We start from the raw sequence: 21,084 nt of genomic DNA, 5'->3' as shown, positions 1-21,084 counted from the left end.
GGCAAGCCAGCTCCCACATTGAACCGAGTTTATCCCTGACGGATCGGTGGTTTGCCTAGGGCGTAAGTGCCTTGATCACTTGGTCCACATTGGTTTCCAACTCCGTCACCGGGTCGGCGCTGTCCACATTCAACACCAACAGTCTGGCGCCGCCGGCAGTGACGGCAGCTTTGACCGCATCACTGGGTTGACGGTGATGCAGCACCACCGCCACATCGTTGTCCTTCAACTCGGCGCTGAGTTTTTGCAGCGCCTCAGGCGTCCACTCGGCATCGGCGCGTGCATCGGTGCTGAGCACTTCCAGGTTCAGGCTGCTGACCAGGTACGCGAAGTGATCGCTCAAGCTGACCACACTCAGGTTGTCGGCCTTGGCCAATCGCGCTTCGCTGTCGGCGGTGAGCTTGAGCAAACGCTGTTTGAGCGCGGCCAGGTTGGCGTCGATCCTGGGTTTGGCTGCCGGGGCCAGGCGGCTCAGGTCGGCGGCCATTACGTCGGCCATGCGCCCCATATTGTTGCTCGATTGCCAGGGTTGGCTGTTCAAGCCATCGGTGACCCCCGGTTGTACTGCGATACCCGGCAAGCCACCGTCCACCGGGCGTGCGGCATCGACTTCGACGATGCGGATATTGCTGCGCCGCGCCACCGGGTACAGCGGGTCATCGGCCCACAGCGAGCGCAGGCCGATGGCCGCGTCGGCGTCCAACGCCAACGTGTTCAATGTCGCAGCACCGCGGCCGGTGAAGTAGGACACCTGCCGCGAGCCGGGTAAATTGGCCGGCGCGGCGCGTTCAAGCTGCACGTCGGTGCCTTTGAGCAGCGCTTCGGCAAGACCATAGGTAATCGGCAGCGAGGCCAGCACCTTGACCGGTTGCTTGGTCTTGGTCAGGGCTGCGTGACCGAGGCCCTGGTTGACTTTGAAGTCTTTGGCGTCGAAACCGTCGACGGCCAGCGCCGACGTACTCATCAAGCAAGCGATGGCCAGGGCCAGTGGGCGAAAGACAGGGCGCATTATCCAAGATTCCCTTTGAGGCTGGGCACAACGCCACGGGCGATGGCGGCGAAGGCGAAGGCGATACCGGCAACCAGAATGATGGCGGCGCCGGAGGGGATGGGCAGGTCGAAGATGATCGGCAGCAGGATGCCGCACAGGGTGCTGACGGTAGCGATCAGCACCGAGATCCAGAAAAACCCTTTGAGTGACTGGCTCAACAGGCGCGCCGCAGCGGCAGGAATCACCAGCAAGGCACCGACCAGGATTGCCCCGATGACCTTGACCGCGGCCACGGTGATCAGGGTCACCAGGATCACGAACAGGTAATCCAGGCTTTTCACCGCCACCCCACGCACTGCCGCCAATTGCGGGTTGAAACTGGCCAGCATGATGCGGTTGTACAGCGGCAATGCCAGGGCCATCACCAGCGAGCCGACAATGGCCAGCACCAGCAGGTCGTTGCCGTTGACCGTCAGCACCGAGCCAAACAGCCCGTTCTCGAGAATGTGCACGTTGATCTTGCCGGCCAGGATCAGCAGCAGGCTTGCCCCCAGTGCCAGGGACACCGACAGGAACACGCCGATCAAGGTATCGGGGGCCAGGCCGGTGCGGTTACGCAGGTAATTGAGCAGGATGCCGAACAGTAGGCAGTAGCCAAACAGGCTGCCATAGGGCCCGGTATAGGGTTCGCCCAGCAGGATGCCCACGGCCACGCCGGTCAGCGCGGCATGGCCGACCGCTTCGGAGAAAAACGCAAAGCGTTTGACCACCACCAGCGTACCCAGGCCGCCGAGTACCGGGCCGATCAACAGGCCGGCGAGTAGGGCGTTGACCACAAACCCATAGGCCAGGGCTTCGGGCAGGTAACCGGAAGAGGCCCAGCCCTGGACCATCAAGCGAAAGGCTTCATAACTCATGGCGCCGGGCTCCGAGGGTGGGTGGAGAACAGAGTGAGCAGGCGGTCCGGGGTCAGCGCCTCTTTGGGGGTGGCGTCGAACAGCACGCGGCGGTTCAGACCGGTGACGCGATCCGCCAGGCGGCCCACGGCCTCCAGGTCGTGCTCGATCCACAGCACCGTAATCCCGGCCAGGCGCCAGTCGTTCAGCAGCCGTTCGAACACTTGGATACCCGCCTCGTCGAGGGCCGACATCGGCTCATCCAGCACCAGCAAATGCGGCGCCGGAATCAGCCCCTGGGCGAGCAGTACGCGCTGGCGCTCACCGCCCGACAACGCACCCATGCGGCGCTTGCGCTTGTCTTGCATGCCAACGCGCTCGAGGGCATCGCCAATCGCTGCTGCGTAATGCCTGGAAAGGCCCAGGAATGCCGGGCGACGCTGGCACATGGCAGCCATGAAATCGTCCACGGTCATCGGCAGGCCCCGGTCAAATTCCAGCGCCTGGGGCACGTAACCGACGGTGCCGGGTGTGGTTGGCCACTCCAGGCTCAAGCGCCCCTGGTGCGGCGTTTGCCCTAGCAGGGTCTTGATCAGCGAGCTTTTGCCGCCGCCATTAGGGCCGACCAGCGCATGGATGCTGCCCGGCTGTACCTGAAAACTCACGCCATCGAGGATCACGGTGCGCCCCAGGGTCAGCGAGACCTGGTCAAAGTCCAGGGTGGGGCCGACGCTGACGGCGTTCAGTTGCTGCGCCGCGGTCATGCTCCCGCCTCCTGAATCGCCCGTACCACGGTGTTGAGGTTGCCGGTCATCTCCACTTCGTACTTCTCGGCGCTGTATTCGCCGTAGGAAATATGCGACAGCGGGTACAGCTTGACCCCGGATTCACGCTGGATGGTATCGACGTAGGTGGACGGGAAATCCATCTCCGAGAAGATCACTTTCACATCCAGGGCGCGCAATTCATCGATGGTCTTTTTCAGCTGGCTGGGGCTTGGCTCGATACCGTGGGCCGGCTCGACCACGGCGGTGACTTCCAGGCCAAACTCGCGCAATAGGTAGTCATAGGCCGCGTGCACGGTGGCGACGCGCAGGTCCGGGTTGGGCGCGCTGGTCAGCTTGGCCAGGGCGTCGGCACGCATCTGGCGCAGGCGCTTGCCATAGGCGCGGGCGTTCTGGGTGTAGGTTTTGGCGTTGTCCGGGTCAAGCTTGCCCAACTCACGGGCAATGTTATTGACCTGGGCAATCGACGCGCTGATCGACAGGAAGGTGTGCGGGTTGACCACCTTGCCCGCACCGCGCGCGGCGTTACCGGTGGCGGCGAGCAGCGGCACGTTGGCGTTGGCTTCGATCACCTTGATGTCCGGGCGCTCGCTGGTGGCGATCATGCGGTCGGCGAAGTCGTCATGGCCGACGCCGTTGAGTACGATCACATCCAGGGTGCCGATGCGCTTGATGTCTTCGGCGCGCGGCTCGTAGGCGTGGGGGTTGAAACCGGCGGGAATCAGCGGCACCACTTCGGCCTTGTCGCCCACGATATTGGCTACATAGCTGTAATAGGGGTGCAAGGTAATGCCGATACGCAGGCGCTTGGACGCCTCGGCGTTGGCAAGGGGGGCGAGCATCAGGCCGAACAGGCCAACCAGCAACAGGCGCAACAGGGGGGATGACATAGACATGGGCAATCGGTCTTCTCGTTCAGTGACGGTGCTGGCGGGTGACGCCGGCATCGAATTGCGCGACCACCTGCTGCCAGCCGGCCGCGATCAGCGCCTGGTCAGTGAGGTCGGACGGGGCGGCAAGGTTGGCGCTGCGGTTGAGCCAGATATCCGGCTCGCTGCCTTGCACGCGCATCAGCAGCGAACCGCTGGTAGCCGGCGCCTGGCTCAAACCCAGGTAGGCGGCGGGTGCCAGCAACTGCCAGCGATGGCCACCACGGCTGACCGAACTGGCGTCCTGGGCAAACGGCGCGAAGCCTTCTTCGGCCAGTTGCTCAGGCGTCGGCAGGGCGCTGTGCTCCTGCTGCAACAGGTGGATTTCATCCAGGGTCACCCGCAGGTCGGCGTAGATGCCTTGCTCGGCCGCGCTCAGGTCGCGGCGGGCGTCCAACTGGTGGCTTGGCACCGCCGCGACTTCCTGGGTTTCCCCGTGCAGCGCCACGACCGTGCCCGCCACCGCGAGGATGATCAGGCACAACAGCAGCACAAAAAGCGTTTCGTGGCCCGCGCCGGCGGGGCGTACAACCTGTGTGGTACTCATTGCGACGGGATGTCCGCTTGGTCGATTTCCACCACGTGGCCGGGGCCGGCATCAAACAGCACGTAGAACTCGGCGGCGGGCTTCTTGAAGGTCAGGGTCGAATCCTCGCCGAGCTTGCCCGGCACCAGGATGGTTTCGTCGTAGCCGATCACATCCAGGGTTACGCCGGGGGCGCCACTGCCGTCGGAGAAACCCCCTTTGCACTGGATCTGCTCGCCGGGGATTTCCTTGCATTCGCACATCGGGTTGTGGGCAAAGGCGGTGGTACTCAGGCCGGCGCACAGCAACAGCGCGGCGCGGGTGAGGCGCTTGAACGTCATGGTTTGACTCCTTGCTTGTTCAGCCAGGCAATGGTGGCAGGCGAGGCCTGGCTCAGCGGGATGGAACCCTGGTGCATGCTGCCGTCCCAGCCTTCCATGGTCACCCATATTTCGGCGTCCGCCGGGGTGCGTTCGGGGATTGGCAGGGCGGCGCCCATGCGGTACGGCGTGCCGAAGAAGATCACTCCGGCGGCGCGCAGGCTGCGGGGTTTGCCGATACGCAGGTAAGTGGCCTTGACCTGCTCGGCACAGGTGTCACACAGGGCAGCGTTGAAGAACTTCATCGGGCCAGCCGGGTTCGGGCTCGGGCCTTCGTTGCGGAACTCGGCGAGGGTCAGGCTCCAGGGGCCGACCTGCACTTGGCCAGCTACCCGCTCGCCGATGCCGGTGTCCCCACGAAACAGTGCGGCATCGGCAAAGTACTTTGGCATGAACCCCAACGGCACCAGCAACAGCAGGATGTTGATATGGAAACGCCATTTCAGCCAAAAGGCGCGCAGCGGGGACGGCGGTACGGTCGCGACCTTGCTCATCGCTGGGCCTCCGAGGTTTCGGCGTGCATGGCCGGGATGGGCGCGGTTTGACGTTGCGTCTTGGCCTCGCGCTTGAGGGCGTTGAGGGTGGCCAGGGCAGTGCGCTTGGTCCAGATCAGCAGGCCGCTCAATACCATCATGCTCAGCACCAGGCCGAAGAACGCCCAGATCAGCTTGATCCACAAACCGCCAAAGTCACCGGTGTGCAGTGGGCGCATCGACTCGGTGACGAATTCCAGTGGGGTACGGTCGGACAACAGGTTCGAGACTGCGATTTCACCGTCATAGGGGTTCAGTTGTGCGGTCTGGAACATTAACGGGTACCAGCCACGCCCGCCGATCTGCAGGTGGCTGTAGGCATTGCTTGGCATAAACACAAAGCTGGCGTCCAGGCCGGGGATTCGCTCGGCGGCGATGTCGATAGCCTTGTCGATGGGGATCATCGGTGCCGGTACGCCCGGTGCCGACAGCGGCACCTTCTCCCGCGCAATCACTGGCACGATGGGTTCGCTGGAAATGGATATCTGGTTATCACCCAGGACAGCCTCGATCAGGAACCAGGTGCCGGTGATTGAAATGACTGCGATAAACCAGATCGACCAGATGCCGCTCAGGCGGTGAAAGTCGCCCCAGAAGATCCGCGCGCCGTGGCGGATGCGCAGGGTAGGGCGCAGGAAGCCTTTCCAGAAGCGCTTGTACACCACCAGCCCGGTGACCAGCGAAGCCAGCAGCGGCAAGCCCAACGCAGACACCAGGTACCAGCCCCAGCTGTACCCATTGGTGAACGGCACCAGCCACCAACCGTGCAGGGCGCGGGTGAATTGCTGGAAATTGAATGAGGGGCTGATGCCCTGGATCGCGCCGGTATAAGGGTTGGCGTACACCTCCACGGAGCGCCCATCCGGGTAGCTGAGGCCGACGCTTAGCGCGAAGTGTGACTCATCCGGGCGAATGATGGACTGGACGATAGCCTTGGGTTCATCGCGCTTTATGGCCGCGATCACCTGGTCAAAGCTCAGCGGCTGGGCATCATCCGACGGCTTGCTGGCGCGGATATCCGGGTTGGCCAGCCACACGATTTCCTGGCTCACCACGGCCAGGGTGCCGGTGACGCAGACGATCAGTACAAAGAACCAGATGGGCAATGCCAGCCAGCTATGGACGAGAAACCAGAGTTTGGAGCGTGACTTCTTCGACATATGAATGGGGGTCTTGATCGGAGGGGGCGATAGAGGCCCGGAAAAGGCCAGTCGTAGCTTTTGCTGACGCGACGGGCTGTATCTAAGTTAAGACGAATGAGAATGAGAAATCCCTAAGGCGCATATGAAAGAAAATGTTTCAGGGTCACATGCAGGCCGCATTCAAGCGCTGATCGAACACGCAATACACCAGCCGCAGGCGTTCAGCGGCTTGCGTTAGGCCGGGCCTGACCTCCATGCCGCTGTGTGACATCGTCAGCAGCCATGCAGTTGAGCGCCACTCCCTCGCGGCCAACCCCTGGCTCAGCTGAAGTGCGGCTACGTAGTTATATAAGTAGAAATAACGTTCTCTACAGTTGCTGTCAGTGTTATTTGTTTTTCAAATAGCTTGGCTTGAATGAAAACACCCCTTGTCATTAGGGGGGTTGGTGCGGGTACAGGTTAACTTCAGAGGGATTACAAGGTTATTGTATTGACACATTGGCGGGCATCGGCTTTAGTGACTGCGGACTTGGAAGTCGGAATTTTATAAAAAGGAAGTTAATCGCATGACCGTGCTAGTCGTTTACTCACGCCATCACGTGGTGAACTGTTATATCTCTCTGGTGCCGGTGATCAAGTTAGTTACTTGATCGTGGTCTGTCGCCTGCCCGTCGATTGTCATTGCTGCGAATAATACTTTTCCTGCGCTGGAAAAGTACGCGTCCCTATGCCTTAACAGAGAGTTCAAACTCATGTCGATTTTTGATCAAGCCATGCATCGTTCAGTCCAATGGCAAGACTGGCGTTGGCAGCAGAAGAATGCCATCCGCGATGAACCTGCACTGCGCAATGCCTGCGGTGGATGGGGCGAGGCCACAACGGCGCATATCGAGCACAACTTGCAAGATCGCAAGATGCAGATCACGCCTTACTATATTGATTTGATCAAGCGTTCACTCACCACCGCAGAGGTGATGGACCACCCCCTGTGGCGCCAGGTAGTACCGTATTGGAGCGAACAGGTGCAGGGCGACTACGACGGCAGTTCCGAAAACTGGGAACTCAATCATGAGATGAAGACGCCCATCTGCCAGCACAAGTACGACAACCGCGTGATCCTGCGCACCACCAACACCTGCAATGCCTATTGCCAGTTTTGTTTCGAGGCGCTGCGCACGCTGCAGGTGGGCACCGATAAAGCTAACGCCAACACCGACTCGTTCAAGGATTCGGTGGAATACATCCGCGGGAACCCGGCGATTGAAGAGGTGATTCTCAGCGGCGGTGACCCACTGATGTTGGCCGACCGCAAGCTTGAGGAGATGCTGGCCGCATTGCGCGGCATTCGTGATGATCTGCTGATACGCATTCATTCGCGGGCCTTGAGTTTCAACCCGTTTCGCGTGACTGATGAGTTGGTGGCGATGCTGGAGAAGTACCAGGTCAATGCGTTTGGTGTGCATGTCTGCCACCCGCTTGAGCTCAGTGCTGATTTTGCCGTCGCGGTTAAACGGATTCAGGGCGTGGTACCGATTGTATTTTCTAACATGCCGCTGTTGCGTGGCGTGAATGATGATGAAGCGACGTTGCATAAACTATTCATCAATCTTTATCGTCTGGGCGTAAAGCCATATTACTTATATCACTTTATGCCGTTTTCACCCGGTGCTTCAGAGTATAAGGCGTCGATCAGCCAAGCCATCGCCATCATGGATCGGCTCAAACGCCGCGTATCGAATATTGCCCTGCCCGAATATGTACTACCTCATGCGCAAGGCAAGTTCACCGTGCCGTTGTTGGACTTTGAAAAACCTGAAGACTTACCGCATTTTGAAGTCCGCGATGGGCAGCGGACTTACCGTTTTCGCAACTGGGAGGGCCAATGGTGCAGCTGGCAGGATGCGGTATGAAACAGGATGCGATTCTGTTTATTGATGTAGATGACAGCGCTTGCGCTCGTTACCGCTACCGGGAGCCGCATTTCACGGTGGCCCGCGCCCACGGCTTGGCGTGTTTGACGGCCGCCGTGGCCGGGCACAAGCACCTGCAACGACTCAAGGACGACAGTGCTGAGGTGTTCCTGCTCGAAACGCTCAGTGAGCATTCCATCCTGGAGTTGGTCGGACAGTTGGACGGGCGTTATCAGGTGCGGGGGATTTTCTGCCAGGCCGGGCACCCGTCCGCACAAGGGGAGGTGGGCTGTATCGTTGCGCGGGCGTGTCAGCGGTTGGGCTTGGTCTACAGCCACCCAGAGGCGATTGCCGCGTGCAATAACAAGTTCTTGATGCGCCGCGTGTTGAAACAGCATGAGTTGCGTTCGGTACCGTTCGCGCTGTGCAGCAACGAACAGGAACTCCAGCAAGGCGCCGAGCGCGTGGGTTATCCAATGATCGCCAAACCGCCCTTTGGCGGGGCTTCGGCGTTTATCAAAAAATGCTCGAACTGGGAGGAACTACGCAGCCACTATCGGCATTTCGTGAGTGATCATGGCGCCGCCGCGTATGCGGACTTCTACGGCTGTGCGCACGCCCTGCCGCTTGAGGATGGGCTGCAGCGTGAATACCTGCCAGGGCGCAGCATTCTGCTGGAGGGTTATATTCCTGGCATCGAAGGCAGTGTGGAATGTGTGATTGCCGGCGAGCGCGTCCATCCGCTGCTGATCAATGAAAAACTGCTGCTGACCGAGCGCAGCGGCACGGTCCTTGAGAACCTGCTGATTTCCCCGCCGACGTCGTTCAACCAGGCCCAGTGCGAGCAGATCCGCCAGTACGCGGTGGACTGCCTGCACGCGGTGGGCCTGACCAATGCCGTGGTGCATTTCGAGTTTCGCATGACGGACGCAGGGCCGGTGGTCATCGAGATCAACCCGCGCCTGGGCGGACTGTATGTGAACTCGGCGTTCCGCGACTTGGCCGGTATCGATCCTTATCAGTTGTACATGGGATTGTTGTTGGGCGAGAAGGGCATCAATGCACAGGTGGAGGCCGGCGCACATAAGGTTGCCGATGCGGGGCAACACTACGCGATGCTGGCGATTTATCCGCAGCACAGTGGCGTTTTCAGGGGCATTGACGGCCTGCAGTTCCTGGATCAACACCGCTCGGTGCTGGAATATGCCCCGCAGGATCCCGGCCACTACATTGACGCGGATATCGAGGAGCATTATTTGCTCAAATGCTGGGCCCAGGTTGGCAATGCCGCCGACGCCCATGCCTTGCACGATGCGTTGCAGCAACACCTGCGCATCCTCATCGATCCACCGGTTGCAGGATAGCGATATGGACATCCCTCAGATTTCGGCGCTTTTGCGCGAACATCACTTCTGTCATCGCCCGGACTTTCGCGAACTGGTCAACGTTGAACCCGGTGAGGAGCAAAGCTTTCGCGCGTATTGGGACAACCTGGTGCGCGACGAGGCGTTCAGGACTTATACCCACCGCGAACGGCGCATCTTGCGCTATCGTCTGTTACCGTCACGGCAATTGCAGATCGACAGGAATACGGCGTTCAAATCGCCGGTCACCTACGCGGTGAACTATCGCCAGGGCGTGAACCACCTGAGCTATAGCGAGGAAGGCTTTATCGAGCACCCACTCATGCACAAGCTGCTGGCGACGGACCTTGCGGTGATTGCCCCGCACCTGGGCGAACAGACCTATACGATCGATATTCATCAGTTCCGGGTGCGGGCGGATGTGTCATCGAGCAGCCCGACCACATCGGGGATTCACCAGGACGGCCTGGATTGGGTGTTTATGCACTTTATTGGCGAATGCAACACGGTGCCGGTGCTGTCGGAGGTGTTTGCCGACGAAACGGAGCACAGCCGGCTGCTGAAACTGCCGATGGAGAAATTTCTGGAGACTATCGTGATCAACGACCGTGGCTTCTACCATCGGGCCGGGGAGGTGCGACCGCGGGTGGAGACGGCACCGGCCTGGCGCGATGTGCTCTTGGTAAGCCTGCGCCGTGTCGAGGAGGCACAGTCTGCATGAGCCACGATCAACAACTGAATCTGTCGACCCGCAACGCTCGCCTGATCATCTTCGCCCGCGGTGTGTCGGATTTTGGCGCGTTCCTCAACATGGTGGCGTTGTCCACTTATGTGTACTGGCTCAGCCAGAGCGTAGTGTTTGTCAGCATCTTCCTGGCGTGCCGGGTCACCGGCGGGATTGTCGCGAGCCTGTTTGGCATCCCGTTTTTCCGGCGGTTTGCCGGGCGTGGGACGTTGGCGGGGTTGGACCTGGCCCGGGCGCTGTTGCTGACGCCCCTGTTGGTGTTGTTACCGGCCCATCAACTCACCCTTCTTCCCTTTATCGCCTTCGGCATCGGCCTGTGCAATTCGCTGTTTGCCATTGGCCTCAACAGTCAGTTGCCCACCTGGGTCGCGCTTGAACAGCGGGTGAATACCAACGCATGGATCACCTCGGCGGCCGCCACCGGCGCGGTCTTCGGCAGTTTGCTCTCCGGCTTGTTGATCGCCACGGGCGGATTTGAAGCGGTGTTTGCCGTCAACATCGGCACCTATATGATTGCCGCTTGCCTGGTCTTGCCCTTGCGCGCGTTATATAGCGTTGCTGTTGCCGTCCATCGCGGGCTCGGCGCCGAATGGCACGAGCTGACTACGGGGTTGCGCGGTGCGCCGGTGCTGGCTGCGATGTTGCTGATCAGTATGCTCGACACCCTCGGCAGTGCGGCCCATAACGTTGGCTGGCCAGTGCTGTCGCAGTACATTTCACCGGACACGGCCAAGACGGTCATGGGCTATCTGCTGGCCGTATGGGCCTGTGGCAAGTTTGTTGGCGCGCGCATCGCCAGTGCAGTGTTGAAAGGTCGTGGCACCCAAGGCATGGAGCGCTTGTTCATGCTCGGTGTGGCGTTGATGTCCAGCGGCTTTATCCTGACATTCCAGCAGACCGAACTGTGGCTGGCGCTGTTGCTGGTGGTGTGGGCGGGGCTGGGCGATGGGTTGTCCGAGGTGGCGCTGATCTCCCGTGCGCAAAGCGAGCCCGATAGCTTGCGCTTGCCGCTGTTCAGCCTCTTGACCCTGATCCAGATGGCCGGTTTTGGCGTGGGCATGCTGGTGGTCGGGCCGTTCTATGTGACGTGGACGCCGGCCCAGGTGATCGTTTTGTTCCATGGGCTGCCATTGACCGCCTTGTTGGTCATGACGATATGGCTGGGGCGCAATGCCTACCGGGGTGTCAGATCGACGAACCCTTGACGTGTTCCAAACGCCACAGAGGCCTTTAATTTGCCGGAGCAGGCCGGTTGGAACCTGGGGCAAGGTGTGGCGTGTTGCAGGCGCGAGCAAGCTCACGCCCACAGGGTTAATTTTGCTTGAACATCTCCATGGCACGCTGGCGGATTTGCTCCTCGGTCAGGTCCTCTTTATGGGTGGCCAGGAACCACAGGTGCCCGAACGGATCCTTCACACTCGCCGAGCGATCTCCATAGAACTGATCCTGCGGCTTGGACACCACGCTGGCGCCGGCATCAACCGCCTGTTTGAATTGTTTGTCCACGTCATTCACATACAGGTGCAGGCCGACACTGGGATGTGCGTCCGGATTGCGCAGGGCCGTTTCGTCGCAGGGCGTGCCCAGCATGATCACCGCTTCGCCAATGCGCAGCTCCGCATGGCCGACCCGGCCGTCAGGCATGTCCAGGCGCATGAACACTGAGGCGCCAAAGGCCTTCTTGTAGAACTCGATCGCCTTTGCGGCCTCGTTGATGCCCAGATAGGGGGTAATGCCGTGATAACCCTCGGGAATAGCTTTAACGCTCATAACGTTCTCCTTGAGTCGAGGTACGAGCATTTCACTATAGGCCAGGTAATGCGTGGCTTGCGGGCAACCGACGAGGTGCTTTTATCAAGGCTGTGTGGTGGGCTCCAGCAACTGGGCGCCTGGCCCATGTTCGGCGAGCTTATCGTCCTGATTGCGCAACGGGCACGCTTCCATCGACAGGCACCCGCACCCGATGCAACCATTAAGCTTGTCGCGCAGCAGCATCAGCTTGTTGATGCGCTCATCCAGGTCTTCACGCCACAACGCCGACAGGCGCTCCCAGTCTTGAGCATTGGGTGTGCGCCCATCGGGCAACGCCTGCAATGCCTCGCCAATGGAGGCCAGCGGAATACCCAAGCGCTGGGCGATCTTGATCAGCACCACCCGGCGCAGCACATCCCGTGGGTAACGCCGCTGGTTACCGGCATTGCGATTGCTCTTGATCAACCCTTTCGCCTCGTAGAAGTGCAGGGCGGTCACCGCCACGCCGCTGCGGGCAGCGAGCTGACCGACGCTGAGTTCCTTAGTGAGCATAAACCTCTCCCAAACAGTGCTTGACCTCGACTTAACTAGAGGTTTTACCCTGCGTCGCATCGAATCGCAAGATTCTGCCTACAGAGAGAGGGGAGTTTTCATGCAGGTGTCAGAGAAGAATCGCAGCTTCACTCAACTGATCGAATTTCACATCGAACCCCGTCAGCAATCCGCCCTGGTGGCCGCCTTGACCACCCAGAGCGAGCGTCTGGCCGTGCGCCATGACGGCTTCTTGGGTGCCAGCGTACAGGTCAGCGATGACGGGCGGCGGGTGCTCAATTATTTGCAATGGCAATCGCGCGAGGAGGGTGAAGCTGCCTTCAAATGTTTTGAGCAAGGCGGCGAAGATTTCTGGACGCTGATCCGTGCTCACCGGGCCACGGCCGTGACCTTTGGCACATTCCAGGTACTGCGCAGTTTTGAGCGCAGTCAGGACGATGCCCTGCACTGCCGGCTAAATGGATAGATGCAGCATCCGTTCGCCCTGCCTATTTCCCCCAGGGCTGCGCTTGTTTACCGCCAGTTCGCCGATCTTGATCAGGCGAGCGCGTGCGACGTTGCGGCTCAGGCCCAGCAGATTGGCGGTGTGCACCTGGTTGGAGTGGCTGAAGCGATAGGCAGCGCGCAATAAAGCGTCCTCGACCTTTTCATGCAGGGCGCCGGCCTGTTCCTCGAAGAGCTTTTGAAAACGCCCGCGCCAGCAGGGCTTCTGCACTGGGATCGGTGTCGCTGTCGTTCTGGCGTTCGATGCGCAGGCTCGACAGGCGCAGGTCGTCGGGTTCGATCACGGCATTTCGGCAGATCAGCAGGGTGTGATGAATCACGTTTTCCAGCTCACGGATATTGCCCGGCCAGCTGTAGCGCTTTAGCTTGTGCTCGGCCTCGTGGCTCACGCTGATCGGGCCGTAGCCCAGGCGCTGGCTGTAGGTTTGGATGAAGTGCCGGGTCAGCGGCAGGATATCGCCGGTACGTTCGCGCGGCGGGCGCAATGCCAGGCTGACTACATTGAGACGGTAGTAGAGGTCTTCACGGAAATGCCCGGCGTTGATGGCTTTCTCCAGTTGTACATTGGTGGCGGCCAGCACTCGCACATTGATAGCAATGCTCTTGCGCGAACCCAGGCGCACCACTTCGCGCTCCTGTAGCACCCGCAGCAGCTTGACCTGGATGGCCATTGGCAAATCGCCGATCTCATCTAGAAACAAGGTGCCGCCGTGAGCCTCTTCGAACCAGCCGGCCTTGGCGCTGAGGGCACCGGTAAAGGCGCCTTTCTCATGGCCGAACAACTCGGCTTCCACCAGGGATTGCGAAAAGGCCCCGCAGTTCACCGCCACGAAGGGCCGGTTTCGCCGCGCACTAAGGTGGTGGATATGCCGCGCAACAAGTTCTTTGCCGGTGCCGGTTTCGCCAATGATCAGCACGCTGGCTTCGCTGGGGGCCACTTGCTGGATATGGTCGAGCAGGGCCTGGGACTTTGGGTCTTCGAAAACCTGGGCTGTGGCGCGGATCGAGGTGGCTAGGGCAGGCGAGGGCGGCAGGGTGAACAGCTGCATGGTGACCTCTCATGGGAGTTCGGGCTTTGTTGAAGGGCTGTTGCCTGATGGGCAGCGGGCTGCACGCAAAGTCTTTATAGAGGTAGCGTCTTAATTCGTAAATGAAGGTGTTTCTATATTTATAGCACTTAAATGAATATGGAGGTGTTCCCGCCTTAGGCGCCAATACGCGTGATAGCGACTATCACGGACGATGATTTTTCAGCGAGAGAGGCCGGGAGTAGCCTGTGTTCATTGACTCGAAACCACCTTCGCAGGGCCAACGCCATGAACCGTTTCCTCGCTGTTTCCTTTTTACTTGTCACCTCTGTCCTTGCGGGTTGTGCGACCCAGCCTTCCCCGGAGTTGCGTCCCTATACGGCCGAGGAAACCAAGCAGTTGGCCCTGGAGGCCCTGGGCCGTCGCGGCTTGTCGTTTGACGACTATCAACGCCAGCGCGCCGCGTTGCTTGCCCAGCCACAAAAGCCTTTCGGTTTTGATCGCCAGGGCGAAATGAACGCCGAGCGCAGCGTGGTCCTGCATGGCCGCCCCAGTTGAGCGCGCTTCTTGCAGCAAAAAGCCCGAGGCTTTCCACAAGGAACCTCGGGCTTTTTGTTTGCCATGGGGCTACTTCAGCCTGTTAAGCTCAATTCCAGGAGCGTTCCTACGCACATTTAAATAAAGTTACCTTCTTTAATGGCATTCGATCGGTTAAACCTGACGACCTCTGTTCTGGTCGATGCCCCCGAGACGCTGCTCTTGGGAATACGCTCTGCGAGTTTTAACCTCATGAATAAACGTCCGTTGTATTTCGACTACGCCGCCACCACGCCGGTGGATGAGCGAGTTATCCAGGTGATGGTCGAGTGTCTGGGTTTCAACGCCCATTTCGGCAACCCTGCGTCCAGTTCCCATGCATTCGGCCAAGCGGCCCGGCAGAAGGTTGAGCAGGCGCGTCGTCAAGTGGCTGAGTTGGTGGGGGCCGAGGCCGAGCAGATCGTCTGGACCTCCGGTGCCACAGAATCCAACAACCTTGCGCTCAAGGGCGTGGCCCAGGCCCGTGGTGTGGCGGGTGGGCATATCATCACCAGCCAGATCGAACACAAGGCCACGCTGGACACCGCGAGGCAATTGCAGGAAGCCGGTGTGGCAGTGACTTACCTGGTACCGGATGCAGACGGCTTGATCAGCGTCGAGGCGGTCAGCGAAGCCTTGCGCGAGGACACCTTTCTGGTCTCGCTGATGCTGGTCAACAACGAACTGGGAACCCTCAACGATATCCCGGCCATTGGCGCGCGGGTGCGTGAGCAGGGCGCGTTGTTCCATGTGGACGCGGCGCAAGGGGCGGGCAAGGTGGCTATCGACCTGGCCCAGTGGCCGGTGGACCTGATGTCGTTCTCTGCTCACAAGCTGTATGGACCCAAGGGCATCGGCGCGTTATATGTTGGGCCGCGGGCGCAGCAGAAGGTATTGGCGCAGATTCATGGGGGTGGCCACGAAGGCGGTTTGCGCTCCGGCACCCTGGCGACCCATCAGATTGCCGGCATGGGCACGGCGTTTGCCTTGGCGGCAGCGTCTTTCGCGGATGAGCAGGCCACGATCGTCGCACTTCGCCAGCGCCTGCTGGATCAACTGGCGTCGGTAGCCGGCTTGCGTATTAATGGCAGCCCGACCCAGCGTATTGCGCACACGCTGAGCCTTACCTTCAGCGAAGGCGAGTTCAACTCCGCCGCATTGAGTGCAGGCATTGCCTTTTCCGCGACTTCAGCGTGCAATTCGGCCAGCAATGCGCCGTCCCATGTGCTCCTGGCCTTGGGGCATGACGCCCGCAGTGCCGCTCGCACTATTCGCTTGAGCCTGGGCCGGTTCACCACCGAACAGGATATCGACCAGGCCGCGCAGTTGATCAAGGCCGCGTTGACGAGCGCGCCGGCATTCTGGGCGGTCTGATTTATCATTCGCAACACATAACAATTATTAGTGGTTAGCAGGAGACACAATGAGTACGCAGCCTTTGACCCATGGAACGGTTCCCCAGCGCCTGGCGCACACCCGTGAACTGATGCGCCGCGAAGGCATTCATGCCCTGCTGGTGCCATCGGCGGACCCGCACCTGTCCGAATATTTGCCGGGTTACTGGCAAGGGCGTCAGTGGTTGTCCGGGTTTCATGGTTCGGTGGGCACCCTGATCGTCACGGCGGAGTTTTCCGGGGTCTGGGCGGACAGCCGTTACTGGGAACAGGCGACCAAGGAACTCAAGGGCAGCGGTATCGAGCTGGTGAAGCTGCAACCGGGTCAGCCTGGGCCGCTGGAGTGGCTGGCCGAGCAAACCCCTGAGGGTGGCGTAGTGGCGGTGGACGGTGCGGTCATGGCCGTGGCCTCGGCACGTACCCTGGGTGGCAAGTTGGCCGAGCGTGGCGCGCGTCTGCGTACCGATATCGATGTACTCAATGAAGTCTGGCAAGACCGCCCGGCATTGCCGAACCAGCCGATCTATCAGCATCTGCCGCCCCAGGCCACGGTCAGTCGTGGCGAGAAACTGGCCGCTTTGCGCGCCAGTTTGAAAGACAAGGGCGCCGACTGGCATTTCATCGCGACGCTGGATGACATCGCCTGGCTATTCAACCTGCGCGGAGCTGATGTGTCGTTCAATCCGGTGTTTGTGTCCTTTGCCTTGATCAATCAACAGCAGGCGACTTTGTTTGTGGCGTTGGGCAAGGTCGATGCGCAACTGCGGGCGGTGCTTGAGCAGGATGGCGTGACCCTGCGTGATTACAGCGAGGTGGCGCAAGCGCTGCGAGCGGTACCGGCGGGCGCAAGCTTGCAAGTAGACCCCGCCCGCGTCACTGCCGGCTTGCTGGAAAACCTCGACGCGAGCGTCAAGCTGGTTGAAAGCCTCAACCCCACCACACTGGCCAAATCCCGCAAGAGCCTGGCAGACGCGGAACATATCCGCCAAGCCATGGAACAGGATGGTGCGGCGCTGTGCGAATTCTTTGCCTGGCTCGACAGTGCCCTGGGCCGCGAGCGCATTACCGAACTGACGATTGACGAACACCTGACCGCTGCGCGTACCCGCCGCCCAGGCTATGTATCGCTGAGCTTCAACACCATTGCCGCCTTCAATGCCAACGGCGCGATGCCGCATTACCACGCCACCGAAGAAGAGCATGCGCTGATCGAAGGTGATGGCTTGTTGTTGATCGACTCGGGCGGCCAGTACCTGGGCGGAACCACGGACATCACGCGGATGGTGCCCATCGGTACACCGAGTGAAGAACAGAAGCGCGATTGCACGCGGGTACTCAAGGGCGTGATTGCCCTGTCCCGTGCGCAGTTCCCCAAAGGCATTCTTTCACCGTTGCTGGATGCCATTGCCCGGGCACCGATCTGGGCAGAAGGCGTGGACTACGGTCACGGTACAGGCCACGGCGTAGGTTATTTCCTCAACGTGCATGAGGGCCCGCAGGTGATTGCCTATCAAGCCGCTGCGGCGCCACAAACGGCGATGCAGCCAGGGATGATTACGTCAATTGAGCCGGGTACTTATCGCCCTGGCCGTTGGGGCGTGCGCATTGAGAACCTGGTGTTGAACCGTGAAGCGGGCAAGACCGAGTTTGGCGAATTCCTCAAGTTCGAAACCCTGACCCTGTGCCCGATTGATACCCGGTGCCTGGAGCCGTCGTTGCTGACGGCGGATGAGCGTGAATGGTTCAACGCGTATCACGCCCAGGTGCGTGAGCGTTTGAGCCCGCTGCTCGATGGTGCAGCGCTTGAATGGTTGCAGGTGCGCACTGCGGCGATTTGATCGGTTGCAGCCGGGGCATTGCCGGCTGCAATCGACATCTAGCTGAGGGCTTCACGCACAAAGTCCAGACGGTCCTGGCCGAAGAACAGCTGGTTTCCTACAAAGAAACTGGGAGCGCCGAACACGCCGCGCTTAATGGCTTGTTCGGTTTTGTCCTTGAGGGCGTCCTTGACGGCTGCATCATTGGACAGGGCCAGTACCTGCTCGGGATCGAACCCCTTTGCGGTGAGCACATTGGCCACGACCTTTGGGTCGCCCAGGTGATGGCCTTCCACCCAGAGTGCTTGGAACAGGCAGTCGATGAAGTCGAGGAAGCGCTCAGGCTGGTGGATTTGAATGCCGGTGACAGCGCGCATCAGCAACAAGGTATTGATGGGGAAGTGCGGGTTGAACCTGAGCGGCACGTTGTAGCGTTTGGCGTAACGCGTCAGGTCATCGAGCATGTATCGCCCCTTGGCAGGCACCGTGATCGGTGAGGCATTGCCCGTGGCCTTGAAAACACCGCCCAATAGCATCGGTTGATACACCACCTGTGCGCCGGTTTGGGCGCACAGCGCTGGCAACTGGGTATAGGCCAGGTAAGTGGCGGGGCTGCCGAGATCAAAGAAGAACTCCAGGGTTTTACTCATGGTCTGTACTCACTGCTTACTGTTATAGAGGGAGTCACCAGGTTTCGTTCCAGGGGCGCAGGTCCAGTTCGAACGTCCAGGCGTCCCGTGGCTGGTTGTGCAGGAACCAGTAGTTGTCGGCAATATGGTCCGGGTTGAGGAGGGCGTCCTGATCCTTGAGGGCGTATTTTTGCGGGAAATTCTCGCGAATGAAGTCGGTATCGATGGCACCGTCGACCACCACATGGGCGACATGGATGTTCATCGGGCCCAGCTCCCGCGCCATGCTTTGTGCCAAGGCGCGTATTCCGTGTTTGGCGCCGGCGAAGGCGGCAAACCCGGCGCTTCCACGTAAGCCGGCGGTGGCGCCGGTGAACAGGATAGTGCCGCGGTTACGCGTGACCATGCGCTTGGCGACTTCCCGTGCGTTCAAGAAGCCAGAAAAGCACGCCATCTCCCAGATCTTGAAGTACTTGCGCGCGGTTTCTTCCAGAATGCTGCAAGGTACATTGGCGCCGATGTTGAAGACGAACGCTTCAATAGGCCCCAGCTCGGTTTCGATTTGCTCGACCAGTGCGATCACGTCTTCTTCTTTACGCGCATCACAGGCAAAGCCATGGGCTTCACCGCCGGCTGATTGAATGCTGTCTACCAGGGGCTGCAGTTTGTCGGCGCTGCGACGGGTGACGCAGGCGATGTAACCTTCGCGGGCAAAGCGTTTGGCTATGGCGCCGCCGGTTGCGTCACCGGCACCCACGACTAATACGATTTTCTTGTTGTGCGGCATGGGAACTCCATTGGCTCGATGGTCGAGCAGGAGTTTAGCCTTCATGCCGCAAATGGCCGGGATTTAAGATGAGCAGTCAGGACAGACTGCTCGGGCAACTATTTGCAGATGACGATCATGCTGCGGCTGGTATAGCCGGCAGGGTTGAGACCGAAGGGATAGTCCCCAGGCTCCTCGGAGTTATCGCCGGATTTGGCGATCACCCGGTAGCCCTTGGCGCCGCATGAGTTGGCAGCACTGGTGTAGCACTGGTCCCAGGAGGAGGACAGGCCCGAACAGTTGATATGCAGCCCTTTCTTACCCCGTTTCACTTCTGTTTTTGTGGTTGCAGCACAGCCAGCGATACCCACAACCAGCAACAGTATCAAAATTCGTTTCATTCCCATCCTTAATAGCCGCCCTGCAAAAGAACAGAGCCGCTTTACTCGCTCTCGAGCGAAGCGTTCATGCTGTCCGTGTCGAAATTCTCCATGAATGACATTCGGTTACGGCCTAAACATGGCCTAAATGAGCGGCAAATACCAGAGCGGACTTTAAAGATGATCAGTCGGCGGGTACTAGCGGTTTGGATTCGTTGCGCATCGTCAACGTAGCGCCTACGGACGCGAGGATAATGCAGGTGATGGCCAGCCATTGGGCCAGAGATAAATGCTCATGCAGAAAGAACAGGCCGGATAGGGCGCCGAACGCCGGTTCGATACTCATCAACGTGCCGAACGTACGGGCGGGAAGGCGCGTGAGTGCAACCATCTCCAACGTGTACGGCAAGGCCGTGGACAGAATCGCGACGCCGATGGCGATAGGGATCAGGGCGGGCGTCAGCAGCGCGGCGCCAGCATGCACGATGCCGATCGGTGCGACGAACAGGGCGGCAATCATCACGCCGAGTGCGGCGGTCTGAACACCATTGTCGTTCCCAGCCTTTTGGCCAAACAAGATATAGAGGGCCCAGCATCCGCCTGCGCCCAGCGCGTAAGCCGCGCCGACCCAGTCGATACCGCTACTGGCCTCGCCCATTGGAATCAACAGCAGTAGGCCGATGATCGCCAGGGCAATCCACAGGAAGTCGACAGCCCGGCGCGAGGCATAGATAGCGACGGCAAGCGGGCCTGTGAATTCGAGTGCTACTGCGATCCCCAGCGGTACGGTGCGAAGGGACATATAGAAGAGGAAGTTCATGCCGCCCAGCGCCATCCCGTAAATGATCACCGTGCGCAGGGACTTGGCCGTCAGCGTGGCGCGCCATGGGCGTAATAGCACCAGCATGATCACACTGGCGAAAATCAAACGCAGAGCGGTGGTGCCTTGTGCGCCAACAATAGGGAACATGCTTTTGGCCAATGACGCACCGGATTGGATGGACGCCATGGCGATTAATAGCAGGCCGATCGGAAACAATGCGGATGCCAGGCTGCGAGGAGGGGGGGTCATTGCGGGAGTTCTTCCGAAGTCATGGTCGATAAATACGTGGCGCTATGATGCTTAACAGTTAGCGAATGAGCAATATATTGCGCAAAAACTGACTCGTAGCTATCTATATAGTGGAAGCATCGGTTTTTTGAGGTTTTTGATAGAAAAACCGAATAATGGGGTTGACGGCAGATTCTGGAAGCCTATAATTCGCCCCACTTCCGGCGCAGTCGAAGCGGAAAACTCCTTTGTAAACAATGTGTTACGCAGTTCTCGACAGCAAGTTGCTTCAGTTCATCGAAGCCACAAGGAAGTTGAAAAAGAGGTGTTGACAGCAGCGTGTAACGCTGTAGAATTCGCCTCCCGCTTACGAGAGATCGCAAGCGCAAGTGGTTGAAGTTGTTGAAGAATTCTTCGAAAACTTCTGAAAATAA

General features: G+C 59.8%; 23 protein-coding genes and 1 pseudogene. 8 read left to right on the top strand and 16 right to left on the bottom strand.

Going from position 1 to position 21,084, the window contains the following annotated elements; genetic code table 11:
• Positions 1-55 precede the first annotated feature (55 nt).
• The 8 genes from MF6394_RS15150 to MF6394_RS15115 are packed head-to-tail and all read right to left on the bottom strand — an operon-like array spanning position 56 to position 6,200.
• On the bottom strand, positions 56-1,009 hold the full coding sequence (locus tag MF6394_RS15150) for a metal ABC transporter substrate-binding protein (RefSeq protein WP_069558422.1): 954 nt from the start codon (positions 1,007-1,009) through the stop codon (positions 56-58).
• Complete coding sequence (locus MF6394_RS15145; protein ID WP_078466977.1) at positions 1,009-1,908, bottom strand: metal ABC transporter permease; 900 nt, start codon at positions 1,906-1,908, stop codon at positions 1,009-1,011. Before MF6394_RS15145 ends, MF6394_RS15150 begins: the two co-directional genes overlap by 1 nt.
• Positions 1,905-2,651: a metal ABC transporter ATP-binding protein gene (locus MF6394_RS15140; RefSeq protein ID WP_078466976.1), complete on the bottom strand. Its 747-nt coding sequence runs from the start codon at positions 2,649-2,651 to the stop codon at positions 1,905-1,907. Before MF6394_RS15140 ends, MF6394_RS15145 begins: the two co-directional genes overlap by 4 nt.
• Entirely contained in the window at positions 2,648-3,568 is a 921-nt protein-coding gene (locus MF6394_RS15135) for a metal ABC transporter substrate-binding protein (RefSeq protein ID WP_044267919.1), read from the bottom strand. Before MF6394_RS15135 ends, MF6394_RS15140 begins: the two co-directional genes overlap by 4 nt.
• A gap of 19 nt (positions 3,569-3,587) precedes the next feature.
• Positions 3,588-4,148, bottom strand: a complete 561-nt coding sequence (locus MF6394_RS15130) for a DUF6162 family protein (protein ID WP_044267921.1) — start codon at positions 4,146-4,148, stop codon at positions 3,588-3,590.
• Positions 4,145-4,468 carry a hypothetical protein gene (locus tag MF6394_RS15125; protein ID WP_014717808.1) on the bottom strand — a complete coding sequence of 108 codons (324 nt, stop codon included), beginning with the start codon at positions 4,466-4,468 and terminating at the stop codon, positions 4,145-4,147. The genes MF6394_RS15130 and MF6394_RS15125 overlap by 4 nt, the downstream gene beginning before the upstream one ends.
• Positions 4,465-5,001: a hypothetical protein gene (locus MF6394_RS15120; protein ID WP_019817260.1), complete on the bottom strand. Its 537-nt coding sequence runs from the start codon at positions 4,999-5,001 to the stop codon at positions 4,465-4,467. The genes MF6394_RS15125 and MF6394_RS15120 overlap by 4 nt, the downstream gene beginning before the upstream one ends.
• Complete coding sequence (locus MF6394_RS15115; RefSeq protein WP_044267925.1) at positions 4,998-6,200, bottom strand: PepSY-associated TM helix domain-containing protein; 1,203 nt, start codon at positions 6,198-6,200, stop codon at positions 4,998-5,000. Before MF6394_RS15115 ends, MF6394_RS15120 begins: the two co-directional genes overlap by 4 nt.
• A gap of 734 nt (positions 6,201-6,934) precedes the next feature.
• On the opposite strand from MF6394_RS15115, the gene MF6394_RS15110 reads away from it, so the two are divergent.
• From MF6394_RS15110 to MF6394_RS15095, 4 genes are read left to right on the top strand one after another with little or no spacing between them, the layout of a single operon-like run.
• Positions 6,935-8,092, top strand: a complete 1,158-nt coding sequence (locus tag MF6394_RS15110; RefSeq protein WP_078466975.1) for a KamA family radical SAM protein — start codon at positions 6,935-6,937, stop codon at positions 8,090-8,092.
• Positions 8,089-9,456 carry an ATP-grasp domain-containing protein gene (locus MF6394_RS15105; protein ID WP_078466974.1) on the top strand — a complete coding sequence of 456 codons (1,368 nt, stop codon included), beginning with the start codon at positions 8,089-8,091 and terminating at the stop codon, positions 9,454-9,456. The genes MF6394_RS15110 and MF6394_RS15105 overlap by 4 nt, the downstream gene beginning before the upstream one ends.
• A 4-nt stretch (positions 9,457-9,460) precedes the next feature.
• Complete coding sequence (locus MF6394_RS15100; protein WP_044267930.1) at positions 9,461-10,177, top strand: 2OG-Fe dioxygenase family protein; 717 nt, start codon at positions 9,461-9,463, stop codon at positions 10,175-10,177.
• Positions 10,174-11,406, top strand: coding sequence for an MFS transporter (locus MF6394_RS15095; protein WP_044267932.1), 1,233 nt, complete (start codon positions 10,174-10,176; stop codon positions 11,404-11,406). Before MF6394_RS15100 ends, MF6394_RS15095 begins: the two co-directional genes overlap by 4 nt.
• Positions 11,407-11,512: 106 nt before the next feature.
• Here MF6394_RS15095 and MF6394_RS15090 read toward each other — a convergent pair whose 3' ends face one another.
• Positions 11,513-11,971 (bottom strand): VOC family protein, encoded by a 459-nt coding sequence (locus tag MF6394_RS15090; RefSeq protein WP_044267934.1) that lies wholly within the window; start codon positions 11,969-11,971, stop codon positions 11,513-11,515.
• Positions 11,972-12,055: 84 nt separating this feature from the next.
• A complete protein-coding gene (soxR, locus tag MF6394_RS15085; RefSeq protein WP_069558429.1) occupies positions 12,056-12,505 on the bottom strand; it encodes a redox-sensitive transcriptional activator SoxR in 450 nt (149 codons plus the stop codon).
• A gap of 100 nt (positions 12,506-12,605) precedes the next feature.
• Here soxR and MF6394_RS15080 point away from each other — a divergent pair, with 100 nt between their 5' ends.
• Positions 12,606-12,971, top strand: a complete 366-nt coding sequence (locus tag MF6394_RS15080; protein ID WP_069558430.1) for an antibiotic biosynthesis monooxygenase — start codon at positions 12,606-12,608, stop codon at positions 12,969-12,971.
• Here MF6394_RS15080 and MF6394_RS15075 read toward each other — a convergent pair.
• A pseudogene (locus MF6394_RS15075) lies at positions 12,960-14,058 on the bottom strand (sigma-54 interaction domain-containing protein). The gene MF6394_RS15080 and the pseudogene MF6394_RS15075 overlap by 12 nt on opposite strands.
• Before the next feature lie 267 nt (positions 14,059-14,325).
• Between MF6394_RS15075 and MF6394_RS15070 the strand changes: the two are divergent.
• The 3 genes from MF6394_RS15070 (at position 14,326) to MF6394_RS15060 (ending at position 17,845) form a co-directional block, all read left to right on the top strand.
• Positions 14,326-14,595, top strand: coding sequence for a hypothetical protein (locus MF6394_RS15070; RefSeq protein WP_044267944.1), 270 nt, complete (start codon positions 14,326-14,328; stop codon positions 14,593-14,595).
• Positions 14,596-14,826: 231 nt separating this feature from the next.
• A complete protein-coding gene (locus tag MF6394_RS15065; protein ID WP_078466973.1) occupies positions 14,827-15,987 on the top strand; it encodes a cysteine desulfurase family protein in 1,161 nt (386 codons plus the stop codon).
• Positions 15,988-16,036: 49 nt separating this feature from the next.
• Positions 16,037-17,845: an aminopeptidase P family protein gene (locus MF6394_RS15060; protein ID WP_078466972.1), complete on the top strand. Its 1,809-nt coding sequence runs from the start codon at positions 16,037-16,039 to the stop codon at positions 17,843-17,845.
• Positions 17,846-17,883: 38 nt separating this feature from the next.
• On the opposite strand, the gene MF6394_RS15055 is transcribed toward MF6394_RS15060, so the two are convergent.
• The 5 genes from MF6394_RS15055 to MF6394_RS34615 all read right to left on the bottom strand — a co-directional run.
• Positions 17,884-18,474: a 2-hydroxychromene-2-carboxylate isomerase gene (locus MF6394_RS15055; RefSeq protein ID WP_069558432.1), complete on the bottom strand. Its 591-nt coding sequence runs from the start codon at positions 18,472-18,474 to the stop codon at positions 17,884-17,886.
• Positions 18,475-18,508: 34 nt separating this feature from the next.
• Positions 18,509-19,240 carry an SDR family oxidoreductase gene (locus MF6394_RS15050; RefSeq protein WP_056788382.1) on the bottom strand — a complete coding sequence of 244 codons (732 nt, stop codon included), beginning with the start codon at positions 19,238-19,240 and terminating at the stop codon, positions 18,509-18,511.
• 98 nt (positions 19,241-19,338) lie between these two features.
• On the bottom strand, positions 19,339-19,620 hold the full coding sequence (locus MF6394_RS15045) for a hypothetical protein (RefSeq protein ID WP_003190182.1): 282 nt from the start codon (positions 19,618-19,620) through the stop codon (positions 19,339-19,341).
• Positions 19,621-19,783: 163 nt separating this feature from the next.
• Positions 19,784-20,671, bottom strand: coding sequence for a threonine/homoserine exporter RhtA (rhtA, locus tag MF6394_RS15040; RefSeq protein WP_044267961.1), 888 nt, complete (start codon positions 20,669-20,671; stop codon positions 19,784-19,786).
• A 182-nt stretch (positions 20,672-20,853) separates the two neighbouring features.
• On the bottom strand, positions 20,854-21,084 hold a 231-nt coding region (locus MF6394_RS34615; RefSeq protein ID WP_238597294.1), incomplete at its 5' end, for a hypothetical protein.

This window comes from Pseudomonas sp. MF6394, assembly GCF_002018845.1.
Taxonomy (GTDB): Bacteria; Pseudomonadota; Gammaproteobacteria; order Pseudomonadales; family Pseudomonadaceae; genus Aquipseudomonas; species Aquipseudomonas lactis.
This window is presented reverse-complemented; position numbering and strand designations above follow the sequence as displayed.